The organism is Pseudomonas sichuanensis (assembly GCF_003231305.1).
Taxonomy (GTDB): Bacteria; Pseudomonadota; Gammaproteobacteria; order Pseudomonadales; family Pseudomonadaceae; genus Aquipseudomonas; species Aquipseudomonas sichuanensis.
In genome coordinates this window covers 1-11,468 of record NZ_QKVM01000089.1, presented here as the reverse complement: position 1 = coordinate 11,468, position 11,468 = coordinate 1, and the positions used below count along the sequence as shown (strand labels likewise).

The following is an 11,468-nucleotide window of genomic DNA, read 5'->3' as shown; positions in this document are numbered from 1 at the left end:
CATTGCCGCGGGTAGCGTTGGAGTAAGGGCAGACCTTGTGCGCCTTCTCCACCAGCCCTTCGGCATCGGCCTGGGCCAGGCCCGGCAGGTTGATGTTGAGGTCGATGTCCAGGCCGAAGCCACCGGGGATCTGCCCGATACCCACCTTGGCGGTGATCGAGGCATCGGCCGGCAGGGCCTTTTTCTCCTGGCCGGCGACGAACTTCAGGGCGCCGATGAAGCAGGCCGAGTAACCGGCGGCAAACATCTGCTCGGGGTTGGTGCCGTCACCGCCAGCGCCGCCCAGCTCTTTAGGGGTGCTCAGCTTGACTTCCAACTTGCCGTCGCTGGAGCGGGATTTACCGTCGCGGCCGCCAGTGGAAGTGGCTTCTGCGATGTACAGCGGAGTGACCTTTTGCATCTTGAGCCTCGTTCATATGCTGTGCGCCCGTTGATGGAAGGGCGCTGGGTGGGTACGGAATAAAACTTAGCGCGCAATTAGTTTGCGCGCAAGTTAAATGTTCGGCCACTCGTCCGAACGGCCATCACCCAGCATAGCCGTCAGAGGTTTTTTTGCAGGTTCGCGCGCAGTTCGATCAGTTCTGCCTGCAGCTTGGCCAGTTGCTCGACCGTGCGGCCGCTGGCCTTGAGGATGCAGTGCGGCACGTCCCGGGCTTGCTGTTGCAGGGCACGGCCCTTGTCGGTCAGTTGCACCAGCACCACCCGTTCGTCTTCGCGGCTGCGGGTGCGCTTGAGCAGCCCTTCGCTTTCCAGGCGCTTGAGCAGCGGGGTGAGCGAGCCGGGGTCGGTGAGCAGGTGCTGGCTGATCTCGCCCACGGTCAGGCCGTCCTGCTCCCACAGCACCAGCATGGCCAGGTACTGCGGGTAGGTCAGGCCCAGCGCCTGCAGCAGGGGCTTGTAGACCTTGGTCATCAGCAGCGACGTCGAATGCAGGGCGAAGCAGACCTGGTTGTCCAGCAGCAGCTCGTCGCAGGGGGCTTGGGTGTTGGCGTTCATGCAGGTCCTTGAAATCGGTGTAGGGGAAAATCTAGCACGCTGAAGGTTGGCGCGCTCATTGCCAGCGCAGCTCGCTGCGCAATGCCAGGTCCCAGGGGGGCACCGGGCTGAAGCGGCTCTTGAGGAATTCGAGCAGCAAGCGGCTGCGAGAGTTCGTTTCATGTTCCAGGCGCAGCGCATAGATGCCGCTGCTCTCCGGCGCGGGCAGGCCGTTGTCGCAGAACAGTGGCAGCAGTTCGCCGCGCAGCAGGTAGTCGCTGATCAGCCAGGTGGGCAGGTGGGCGATGCCCAGGCCGGCCAGTGCGCCGAACAGCAAGGTTTCGGCATTGTTGGCGGTCATGCGCATGCGCGTGGGCCGGTACAGGCGCGCCTGGCCATCGACCGTGAAGCGCCAGGCGAACGGCGGCGCCAGGCCGTCCCAGTCGAGGCCGTCGTGCCCGGGCAGCTCGCTGGGGCAGGCGGGCACCCCACGGCTGGCCAGGTACCCGGGGCTGGCGCAGGCGATACGCACCATGTAGGCCAGGGGCGTGGCCACCAGGCGGGTGTCGGCCAGGGGGCCGGCGCGCAGCACCAGGTCGACCTCGCCCAGGTGGCTGCCGTGCAGGTCGACGAAGCTGTCGATCAGGCGCAACTGCACGTCCAGCCCGGGGTAGGCCACCAGGAAGTCGGCAATGGCCGGTGCCAGGTGGCGGCGACCGAAGGCTGCCGGGGCATCGATGCGAATCAAGCCCTCGGGCGCGTTGCTCAGCGACACCGCCTCGGCCCGTGCCAGGCGCAACTCTTCGATGATGCGCCGGGCTCGTTCGGCGAAGGCGTTGCCGGCGGGCGTGGGGCGCACGGCATGGGTACTGCGGGCGAACAGGCGGCTGCCGACGGCGCTTTCCAGGTTGTCGATGCGCCGCGCCACGGCCGAGGGGGTCAGAGGGTGGCGGCGGGCGGCGGCAGAGAAACTGCCGGTTTCCAGTACGTCGAGGAACAGGCTCAGTTGTTCGGTGAGGATGTCGGGGCTCATGGCGGGTCTGCTTATGCGTAAGGCGCACAGCCATTGTGCGCTGCTGTGCGTTTCCCCGCCAGCCGCGACTGGGTAGCATGCAGCCATTGTTCAGGAGCAGGCGGATGAGGCGCTGATGATCGAGTGGTTGATGTATATCGTGTTGGGCGCTGCGCTAGGCACCATGGGTGGGTTGTTCGGCATCGGTGGCGGGCTGATCGCCATCCCTGCGTTGGGCGTGCTGTTCGGCCTTGACCAGCAACTGGCCCAGGGCACCGCGCTGGTGATGGTGGTGCCGAACGTGCTGCTGGCGCTGTGGCGCTACCACCAGCGCAATCGCATCGAGTTGCGCCATGCCGTGCCATTGTCGCTGTGCAGCTTCCTGTTCGCCTGGCTGGGCTCGATCTGGGCGGTGGGCATCGATGCCCAGTCGATGCGCCTGGGCTTCGTCGGCTTCCTGGTGGCGCTGGCGGTGTGGAACGTGGCGCGGATGTTCCTGCGGGTGAGGCCACCGAGCAGTGAATTGCGCTACCCCTGGCCGTGGCTGGGTGTGCTGGGCAGCTTCGCCGGGACCATGGGCGGTCTGTTCGGTGTGGGTGGGGCCGTGGTGGCCACGCCGATATTGACCTCTGTGTTCGGTACCACCCAGGTGGTGGCCCAGGGCTTGTCACTGGCGCTGGCGGCGCCGAGTACCACGGTGACCTTGCTGACCTATGGGATTCACCAGAGTGTTGACTGGAGCGTCGGTATCCCGTTGGCGGTGGGCGGTCTGCTCAGCATCAGTTGGGGGGTGAAACTGGCCCATGCCTTGCCGGAGAAGGTGTTGCGCACGCTGTTCTGTGTGTTCCTGGTGGTGTGTGCGGTGATGCTTGGGTTCGAGCTCTAGTCTGATCGCGGGGCAAGCCCGCTCCCACAGGGTGGGAGCGGGCTTGCCCCGCGATGGTTTCTACGTGCTACTTGAACCCTTCGACAATGAACTCGGCCATGCAATCGGTGATCGGCGACTGCTGTTGCGCGTTGCGCAGCAGCATCACATTGGCCATGTGCAACTGCGGCAGGCCATCGTCCTCGCCAAGGATGCGCAGCTCGCCGCCGACCAGGCTGTGCAGTTGCGCGGTCACCGCCAGCCCGGCGCTGACGATGGCGAAGATCGCCGCCAGGCTGGGGCTGGTGTAGGCGATACGGTATTCGATGCCCTGTTGCTCCAGGGCATTGCAGGTCCAGGCGCGGCAGAAACAGTCGGTGTTGAACAGCGCCAGCGGCATCGGCCGCTGTTCCTGTGGGCAATACCCTCGGGCTGCCGCCCACACCAGCCGTTCCTGGCGCAACAGCTGGCCGACTTCGTTGCCGGGTTCACGGGTGACGATGGTCAGGTCCAGGTCCTGGCGCAGCATCAGCTGTTTCGACGAGTCGCAGTGCACCTCGACATGGATCAGCGGGTAGGCCTGGGCGAAGCGCGTGAGGATGCCGGGCAGGTAGCGCATGGCATAGTCGTCCGGGGTGCCGATGCGCACCACCCCGACCATGTGCGGCATGCGCAGGGTATTGAACACTTCGCCATGCAGCTTGAGGATGCGCCGGGCGTAACCCAGCAGCACCTCGCCCTCTGCGGTCAGGCGCACCTGGCGGCCGTCGCGCTCGAACAGCTGGCGCTGCAGGATGTCTTCCTCCAGGCGCTTCATCTGCATGCTGACCGCCGACTGGGTGCGGTTGACCACTTCACCTGCGCGGGTGAAGCCGCCTTGCTCGGCAATGGCGACGAAGGTGCGCAGCACGTCGGCATCGAGACTCTGATACTGGGACATTGCATCAATCTCCGAGATGCATGGCATCAGAAACATTCGTTGGATTGATCTTAGGCCTGGGCCGAGACTGAAGCCATCCACACGGAGGGCGTCAAGATGAAAGGTCATTTCAATGCTGCTCACCAGCCGGTATCGGCCCTGAACCATCTGCTGCACGATGCTGGCGGGCTGTTTCTGCGCTGGTACGAGTTGCACCGCCAGCGCGACGAACTGGCGCGCCTGAGCGATGCGACGCTGCACGACCTGGGGCTGTCGCGGGCGGATATCCAGCAGGAAGCCGACCGGCACTTCTGGGAGGACCCGCTGCGTAAATAGAGGGCGGCCCCCATCGCGGGGCAAGCCCGCTCCCACGCATTCACACGTGGGAGCGGGCTTGCCCCGCGATTGCGTCTTTACTGTCTGAACCTCAGACGGAGCCCACTTCATGTCCCTCAGCCTGTCCCTCGCCCAGGCCCGCCGCCTGGAGCTGTCCGCCCAAGGCTTCGGCAAGTCCCCCGATACCCCGGCCACGGCGGCCAGCCTCAACCGCACATTCCAGCGCCTGGGCGTGGTGCAGATCGATTCGGTCAATGCGCTGGTCCGTTCCCACTACCTGCCGTTGTTCTCGCGCCTGGGCGATTACCCGCAGGCGTCGCTCGACCAGCTCGCCTGGGGCACGCGTCGCCAGCGCCGGCTGTTCGAATATTGGGGCCATGAAGCCTCGCTGCTGCCGCTGCAACTGTACCCGCTGATGCGCTGGCGCATGGCCCAGGCCCGTGAAGGCCGGGGCATCTACCGGCAGCTCGCGGCCTTTGGCCGTGATCGTCCCGAGGTGATCGAGCGCGTATTGGCGGCGGTGCGCGAGCGCGGCGCACTGGGTGCTGGCAGCCTGTCGACCCGCGAGGAACGCGCCGGCCCGTGGTGGGACTGGAGCGAAGAGAAACACGCGTTGGAATGGCTGTTCGCCGCAGGCGAGGTGACGGTGGCCGGGCGCCGCGGTTTCGAGCGCCTGTATGACCTGCCCGAACGGGTGCTGCCTGCGACCCTTCTCGACCAGCCGGTGCCCAGCGAGGCCGAAGCCCATCAAGGCCTGATGCTGCATGCCGCCAACGCGTTGGGCGTGGCCACCGAGCAGGATCTGCGCGATTACTTTCGCCTGTCACCCCAGCACAGCAAGGCGGCCCTGGCCGAATTGCTGGCGGACGGGCGCTTGCAGGCCTGTTCGGTTCAGGGCTGGAAGCAACCCGCCTATCTGGCGGGCACGCCGCGCATCCCCCGGCGCATCCACTCCAGCGCCTTGCTGTCGCCGTTCGATTCGCTGGTCTGGGAGCGCAGCCGCACCGAGCGCTTGTTCGACTTCCGCTACCGGCTGGAGATCTACACTCCGGCGCACAAGCGGGTGTACGGCTATTACGTGTTGCCGTTCCTGCACCGCGAGCGCATTGCCGCGCGCCTGGACCTGCGTGCCGAACGTGGCCATGGGCGGCTGGCGGTACACGCGGTGCATGAAGAAGAGCGTGGGCTGGACGAGGAGGGCTACCAGGCGCTGGCCATCGAGTTGCGGCGCCTGGCCGGCTGGTTGGGGCTTGAGCAGGTACAGCTCAACTGCCCTCGGGCCGAGGGCAGCCGGCTGCGTCAGGCAGTGCTCAGCGGCGCACCTGCTTGAGGGTTTCGGCGATCAGGAAGGCCAGCTCCAGTGACTGATCGGCGTTCATGCGCGGGTCGCAATGGGTGTGGTAGCGATCGGACAGGGCGTCTTCGGTGATCGGCCGGGCGCCGCCGATGCATTCGGTGACGTTCTGCCCGGTCATCTCGATATGGATACCGCCGGCATGGCTGCCCTCGGCCTGGTGCACCTGGAAGAACTGCTTGACCTCGTCGAGGATCTGCGCGAAGTCGCGAGTCTTGTAGCCGCTGCTGGCCTTGATGGTATTGCCGTGCATCGGGTCCGAGCTCCACAGCACCTTGCGCCCTTCGCGCTCGACGGTACGGATCAGCCCCGGCAGGTGCGCGCCGACCTTGCCGGCGCCCATGCGCACGATCAGGTTCAGACGGCCCGGGTCGTTGTCCGGGTTGAGCACGTCGATCAGGCGGATCAGCTCTTCGGGGTCCATGCTCGGCCCCACCTTCACCCCAATCGGGTTGTGCACACCGCGCAGGAACTCGACATGGGCGCCGTCCAGCTGGCGGGTGCGGTCGCCGATCCACAGCATGTGCGCCGAGCAGTCGTAGTAGTCGCCGGTCAGGCTGTCGCGGCGCACGAAGGCTTCTTCATAGTTGAGCAGCAGCGCTTCGTGGGCCGTGAAGAAGCTGGTTTCGCGCAGCTGTGGCGCGGTATCCAGGCCGCAGGCACGCATGAACGCCAGGGTTTCGTCGATGCGGTTGGCCAGTTGGTGGTACTTGTCGGCCAGCGCCGAGTTGGCGATGAAGTCCAGGTTCCACTTGTGCACCTGGTGCAGGTCGGCGAAGCCACCCTGGGCGAAGGCGCGCAGCAGGTTGAGGCTGGCCGTGGCCTGGTGGTAGGCCTGCAGCAGGCGCTCGGGGTCGGGCACGCGGCTGGCGGCGTCGAAGCCGATGCCGTTGACGATGTCGCCGCGGTAGGCGGGCAGGGTGACGTTGCCGATGGTTTCATCGTTGGCCGAGCGCGGCTTGGCGAACTGGCCGGCCATGCGCCCGACCTTGACCACCGGGCAGCCGGCGGCGAAGGTCATGACGATGGCCATCTGCAGCAGCACCTTGAAGGTGTCGCGGATCTTCGCCGCCGAGAACTCGGCGAAGCTTTCGGCACAGTCGCCGCCCTGCAGCAGGAACGCCCGGCCCTCGGTGACCTCGGCGAACTGCCGGCGCAGCTCACGGGCCTCGCCGGCGAACACCAGCGGCGGATAGCTGGCCAGCGTCTGCTCCACCTTCAGCAGGTGGGCGGCGTCCGGGTAGACGGGTTGCTGCTGGATCGGCAGGGCGCGCCAGCTGTCAGGGCTCCAGGGTTGGGTCATCACAGGCTCTATCTATAAGTGTCGGTTCAGGCGTAGCTGCCATGGTACAGCCGCCGACGTGCTTGTTGCACCACCGGCATTGGCGGACAATGCGCGTTTTGCGCAGGCGGTGGTGGGATGGCGACGGAGCGGGAAGAGCGGCTGCTGGCACGGGTGGAGGACGCTTTTGGCGTCATCAGCGTGTACGAGGTGGAGGACTACCGCTTCCTCGAGTTCGGCGACGCCATCGAGCAGAGCTGCACCTTTACCGCCGACCCCAGCTGGCTGGAGTACGACTACACCCGTGCCATGCTGGTCGGCGCGCTGTGCCATGCACAGCCCGAGAGTGCGCTGTTCCTCGGCCTCGGCGCCGGCACCCTGACCCAAGCGTGCCTCAAGTACCTGCCGCTGGACGATGTCGAGGCCATCGAGCTGCGCCCCGACGTGCCGCGCCTGGCCATGGAGTTCATGGGCCTGGACGATGACCCGCGGTTGTACGTGCGGGTGGGGGATGCCATAGAACTGCTGCCGACGGCAGAAAAGGCCGACCTGGTCTTCGTCGACCTCTACACCGACCATGGCCCCGGTGTCGGCCACCTGGCCTGGACGTTCCTGGAAAACTGCCAGAAGCAGCTCAACCCGGGTGGTTGGCTGGTGATCAACCAGTGGGCCAGCGATGACGGCAGGCCGCTGGGTGCCGCCTTGCTGCGCGGGCTGTACCACCGGCATTACTGGGAGCTGCCGGTGAAGGAGGGCAACGTGATCCTGCTGGTGCCTGCCGATCTGGATCAGCAGCTGGACATCGACAGCCTGCGCGCCCGGGCCGAGGCGCTGGCGCCTCGCTTGGGCTACTCGCTGGAATACCTGATCAAGGCGGTGCGTCCGGCGACCTGAAAACCGCGTCGGCTTCTTCGCGGGTAAACCCGCTCCCACAGGGGCCGTGGAGTCCCGAGCCAGTGCTGACCTGTGGGAGCGGGTTTACCCGCGAAGAGGCCGACACGGATGTAAAAGGGAATCGGTTCAGCCCGCCCGGTTCGATGGCCCGATACTGGCCCTTCCTTCAGAAATATTTCTCACGGTTCTCGCCGAATTCGTATATAGTACGCGCCGGTCTTTTAGCGGGCCGCAAATCAGGTGGTGCAAATCCTCCGAACCCAGCTTCGGCTGCGCGTCCGCTAGTCGGACTTTCCCAAGACGTTCCCATTTTCAATCGTTTTCGCAAATCCCCGCCGCCAAAGCTGCCTGGGTGACCGTTTGGTCTTTCAAGGCATGTGCAGCTTTGGAGCATGGGTCTTTGCGGATGCACCTAGAGGCAGACCCATGACCCAGGAAACCGGCGGATTCGCCGCTCTCGAACTCAATCCGAATATTGTTGCTGCCGTCGTGGCCACCGGCTACGAAGAGCCGTCGGCCATTCAGCAACAGTCGATCCCGATCATCCTCGCCGGTCACGACATGATCGGCCAGGCGCAGACTGGCACCGGCAAGACCGCTGCCTTCGCCCTGCCGATCCTCAACAAGATCGACGTGAGCAAGCGCGAACCGCAAGCCCTGATCCTGGCGCCAACCCGTGAGTTGGCGCTGCAAGTTGCTACCGCTTTCGAAACCTACGCCAAGCAGATGCCGGGCGTTAACGTGGTGGCTGTTTACGGTGGTGCCCCGATGGGCCCACAACTGCGTGCCATCCGTAACGGCGCGCAAATCGTCGTCGCTACCCCTGGCCGTCTGTGCGACCACCTGCGTCGCGACGAGAAAGTCCTGTCCACCGTGCAGTACCTGGTACTGGACGAAGCGGACGAGATGCTCAAGCTCGGCTTCATGGACGACCTCGAAGTGATCTTCGACGCCATCCCGGCCTCGCGCCAGACCGTGCTGTTCTCCGCCACCCTGCCGTCTTCGATCCGTTCGATCGCCGAGCGCCATCTGCGCGAGCCGAAGCACGTCAAGATCCAGAGCAAGACCCAGACCGTCACCGCGATCGACCAGGCCCACCTGATGGTCCATGCCGACCAGAAGATCCCGGCTGTTCTGCGCCTGCTGGAAGTGGAAGAGTTCGACGCGCTGATCGCCTTCGTGCGGACCAAGCAAGCCACCCTGGACCTGGCCGCCGCGCTGGAAGCCAAGGGTTACAAAGCTGCTGCACTGAACGGTGACATCGCCCAGAACCAGCGTGAGCGCGTGATCGACTCGCTCAAGGATGGCCGCCTGGACATCGTCGTCGCCACCGACGTCGCTGCCCGTGGCCTGGACGTACCGCGCATCACTCACGTGTTCAACGTTGACATGCCGTACGACCCGGAGTCCTACGTGCACCGTATCGGCCGTACTGGCCGTGCCGGTCGCGAAGGCCGTGCGCTGCTGCTGGTCACCCCGCGTGAACGCCGCATGCTGCAGGTCATCGAGCGTGTTACCGGCCAGAAAGTCGCCGAAGCCCGCCTGCCTAACCCGCAAGCCGTGCTCGATGCGCGCATCAAGAAGCTGACCAAGAGCCTGGCGCCGCTGGTGGCCGAGTCCGAGGCCAGCCACGGCGAGTTGTTCGACCGCCTGACCGCCGACCTGGGTTGCAGCGCGCGTGCACTGGCTTCGGCCCTGCTGCGCAAGGCCACCAATGGCCAAGCCCTGGACCTGGCTTCGGTGGAGCGCGAGCAGCCGCTGGTGCCGACCCACAGCCCGCGCGAGCGCAGCACCGGTGAGCGTGCCGAACGTGGTGAGCGTAGCGAGCGCAGTGGTGACCGCGAGCGCCGTGCGCCGATGCCGCTGGCCGAAGGCCGCGTGCGTTGCCGTACCGCCTTGGGTGCCCGTGACGGTATCGCCGCCAAGAACCTGCTGGGCGCGATCCTCAACGAAGGTGGCCTGGCGCGTGACGCCATCGGCCGCATCCAGGTTCGCGACAGCTTCAGCCTGGTCGAGCTGCCGGAAGATGGCCTGGAGCGTCTGCTGACCAAGCTCAAGGACACCCGCGTAGCCGGTAAGCAGCTGAAGCTGCGCCGCTACCGCGAGGATTGATCCTGGCGCTGCAATGAAAAAATCCCCGGCCTAGGTCGGGGATTTTTTTTGCTTGGAGATTGGTGGTGCCTGTACCGGCCTCTTCGCGGGTAAACCCGCTCCCACAGGTATTGCGCCGGATTTCAACTTGGCGCTGTACCTGTGGGAGCGGGTTTACCCGCGAAGAGGCCCTTCAGTCGAACCGATAAATGTCCATCCCCAGTGCCCCCAGGGTGAAGCCCTGGTGCACGATGCCGAACTGCTCTGCGGCGCCCATGGCGAAGTACAGCGGTAACAGGTGCTCGTCACTGGGATGGTTGCGCATCGCAAACGGCGCTTGCCGCCGATAGTCCAGCAGCGCCGCTTCATCCTTGGCTTGAAGACGCTCCACCACCCAGTCGCGAAACGCCAGTGCCCAGGGCTCGACCGCATCCGGCCCGGCATGCCAGTCGAGCTCGCCCAAGTTGTGGGTGATGCTGCCCGAGCCGAGCAGCAGGATGCCTTCTGCGCGCAGTGCCGACAGTGCCTGGCCGACTTTCAGTTGCAGGGCGGGGCCAGCCTGGCTGGGCAGCGATACCTGGATCATCGGGATATCAGCCGCTGGGTACATCAGCGACAGCGGCACCCAGGCGCCATGGTCGAAGGGGCGTTTGTCGTCCAGCCTGGCGCCCAGCAGATCGGCCACTCGGCGAGCCAGCGCCGGCTCGCCCGGTGCCGAATACTGCACGGCATACAGGGCAGGGGGGAAACCGTGAAAGTCATGCCAGGTCTGAGGTTGGGGGTTGCCCGTCACCAGCAGCTCGCGGCTTTCCCAGTGCGCCGACACCACCACGATCGCCTTCGGGCGGGGCAGGGCGCGGGCCAGGGCGGCCAGGGCCGGGCCGCGGGCGCCAGGTTGCAGGGCGAGCATGGGCGATCCGTGGGAGATGAACAGGCTGGGCAACATGACGAGGTCCTGGCAGGTAAGATGCTGTCATCTTCGATCAGGAAACGATCGAGATCCAATATAAGTTTTTACGGCTAAATATCGAAAAACCAGGAGGAATCATGGAGCCAGCGTTCTGGCACAAGCGGTGGGCGGACAACCAGATCGGCTTTCACCAGCCCCAGGTGAACCCGTACCTGCAGGCGCACTGGCCGGCGTTGGGCCTGGCCGCCGGGGCCCAGGTGCTGGTGCCCTTGTGCGGCAAGAGCCTGGACCTGCTGTGGCTGGCTGCGCAGGGGTATCGGGTGCTTGGCGTCGAGCTCTCGCGGCGGGCGGTGGAAGACTTCTTTGTCGAGCACGGGCTGGTGGCCGAGGTTGCGCAGCGGGGCGCTTTCGAGGTGTGGCGCTGTGGCGAGATCGAGTTGTGGTGCGGGGATATCTTTGCGTTGAATGCCGAGGACGTGGCCGGCTGCACCGGGCTTTACGACCGGGCGGCGCTGATTGCCCTGCCGCCGAAGATGCGCGAGCGCTACATGGCGCTGCTGGATGATGTGCTACCCATCGGCAAGGGCTTGCTGGTGACGCTGGACTACGACCAGTCGTTGATCGACGGGCCGCCGTTTGCGGTGGGGGATGGCGAAGTGCGTGCAGGGTTTTCCGGGTGGCAGGTCGATGAGGTCGAGGGGCGGGAGATTCTGGACGAGAGCCCGAAGTTTCTGAAGGCAGGTGTCGAAAGATTGCTGGAGCGAGCCTACAGCGTTCGGCGCTGAAACCATCGCGGGGCAAGCCCGCTCCCACGCCAACATCGGCATCTA

The 11,468-nt window shown here is 65.6% G+C and carries 12 protein-coding genes; 6 read left to right on the top strand and 6 right to left on the bottom strand.

Annotated features, from left to right (window positions below; genetic code table 11):
* The 3 genes from DM373_RS27570 to DM373_RS27560 all read right to left on the bottom strand — a co-directional run.
* Window positions 1-400: organic hydroperoxide resistance protein (locus tag DM373_RS27570; protein WP_110996500.1), on the bottom strand; the 400-nt coding region annotated here is incomplete at its 3' end.
* 140 nt (window positions 401-540) lie between these two features.
* Window positions 541-996 (bottom strand): MarR family winged helix-turn-helix transcriptional regulator, encoded by a 456-nt coding sequence (locus DM373_RS27565; protein ID WP_110996499.1) that lies wholly within the window; start codon window positions 994-996, stop codon window positions 541-543.
* A 55-nt stretch (window positions 997-1,051) separates the two neighbouring features.
* Window positions 1,052-2,008 (bottom strand): LysR family transcriptional regulator, encoded by a 957-nt coding sequence (locus tag DM373_RS27560; protein WP_110996498.1) that lies wholly within the window; start codon window positions 2,006-2,008, stop codon window positions 1,052-1,054.
* Window positions 2,009-2,123: 115 nt separating this feature from the next.
* Between DM373_RS27560 and DM373_RS27555 the strand changes: the two genes are divergently transcribed.
* On the top strand, window positions 2,124-2,873 hold the full coding sequence (locus DM373_RS27555; RefSeq protein WP_110996497.1) for a sulfite exporter TauE/SafE family protein: 750 nt from the start codon (window positions 2,124-2,126) through the stop codon (window positions 2,871-2,873).
* A 67-nt stretch (window positions 2,874-2,940) separates the two neighbouring features.
* On the opposite strand, the gene DM373_RS27550 is transcribed toward DM373_RS27555, so the two are convergent.
* Complete coding sequence (locus tag DM373_RS27550) at window positions 2,941-3,792, bottom strand: LysR substrate-binding domain-containing protein (protein WP_110996501.1); 852 nt, start codon at window positions 3,790-3,792, stop codon at window positions 2,941-2,943.
* A gap of 96 nt (window positions 3,793-3,888) precedes the next feature.
* Between DM373_RS27550 and DM373_RS27545 the strand changes: the two genes are divergently transcribed.
* Window positions 3,889-4,107, top strand: a complete 219-nt coding sequence (locus DM373_RS27545; protein ID WP_110996496.1) for a DUF1127 domain-containing protein — start codon at window positions 3,889-3,891, stop codon at window positions 4,105-4,107.
* A 109-nt stretch (window positions 4,108-4,216) separates the two neighbouring features.
* Window positions 4,217-5,437 (top strand): winged helix-turn-helix domain-containing protein, encoded by a 1,221-nt coding sequence (locus tag DM373_RS27540; RefSeq protein ID WP_110996495.1) that lies wholly within the window; start codon window positions 4,217-4,219, stop codon window positions 5,435-5,437.
* On the opposite strand, the gene DM373_RS27535 is transcribed toward DM373_RS27540, so the two are convergent.
* Window positions 5,418-6,764 (bottom strand): class II 3-deoxy-7-phosphoheptulonate synthase, encoded by a 1,347-nt coding sequence (locus tag DM373_RS27535; RefSeq protein ID WP_110996494.1) that lies wholly within the window; start codon window positions 6,762-6,764, stop codon window positions 5,418-5,420. The two genes, DM373_RS27540 and DM373_RS27535, sit on opposite strands and share 20 nt — an antisense overlap.
* A gap of 117 nt (window positions 6,765-6,881) precedes the next feature.
* Here DM373_RS27535 and DM373_RS27530 point away from each other — a divergent pair, with 117 nt between their 5' ends.
* Window positions 6,882-7,637 carry a spermidine synthase gene (locus DM373_RS27530; protein ID WP_110996493.1) on the top strand — a complete coding sequence of 252 codons (756 nt, stop codon included), beginning with the start codon at window positions 6,882-6,884 and terminating at the stop codon, window positions 7,635-7,637.
* 426 nt (window positions 7,638-8,063) lie between these two features.
* Window positions 8,064-9,749 (top strand): DEAD/DEAH box helicase, encoded by a 1,686-nt coding sequence (locus DM373_RS27525; protein WP_110996492.1) that lies wholly within the window; start codon window positions 8,064-8,066, stop codon window positions 9,747-9,749.
* A gap of 172 nt (window positions 9,750-9,921) precedes the next feature.
* On the opposite strand, the gene DM373_RS27520 is transcribed toward DM373_RS27525, so the two are convergent.
* Window positions 9,922-10,674 (bottom strand): DODA-type extradiol aromatic ring-opening family dioxygenase, encoded by a 753-nt coding sequence (locus tag DM373_RS27520; RefSeq protein ID WP_110996491.1) that lies wholly within the window; start codon window positions 10,672-10,674, stop codon window positions 9,922-9,924.
* 101 nt (window positions 10,675-10,775) lie between these two features.
* Between DM373_RS27520 and DM373_RS27515 the strand changes: the two genes are divergently transcribed.
* Window positions 10,776-11,423 (top strand): thiopurine S-methyltransferase, encoded by a 648-nt coding sequence (locus tag DM373_RS27515; protein ID WP_110996490.1) that lies wholly within the window; start codon window positions 10,776-10,778, stop codon window positions 11,421-11,423.
* Window positions 11,424-11,468 lie beyond the last annotated feature (45 nt).